The sequence below is a fragment of the Bradyrhizobium genosp. SA-3 genome (assembly GCF_004212635.1).
Classification (GTDB): Bacteria; Pseudomonadota; Alphaproteobacteria; order Rhizobiales; family Xanthobacteraceae; genus Bradyrhizobium.
Genome location: NZ_PSRT01000378.1, coordinates 1 through 252 on the forward strand (window position 1 = coordinate 1; position 252 = coordinate 252).

1 pseudogene is annotated in these 252 nt (G+C 67.1%); it reads left to right on the forward strand.

Features of this window, described 5'->3' with window-relative positions:
• Nucleotides 1-252 (forward strand): annotated as a pseudogene (locus CWO91_RS42545) (acetyl-CoA C-acyltransferase); the annotation flags it as partial.

Consider the following 252-nt stretch of genomic DNA (forward strand, 5'->3'; position numbering starts at 1 on the left):
GTGGGCTGCGCGATGCAGCAAGGCACCATGGTGATGAACGTCGCGCGCAAGGGCGCGATCCGGGCCGGCCTGCCGGTCACCGTCGCCGGCACCACCATCGACCGCCAATGTGCCTCCGGCCTGCAGGCCATCGCCGTTGCCGCGCGCTCGGTGATATCGGATGGGGTCGAGGTCGCGATCGGCGGAGGCATCGAGTCGATCAGCCTCGTGCAGAACGACCACATGAACCGGTTTCATGCCGTCGACGATGAA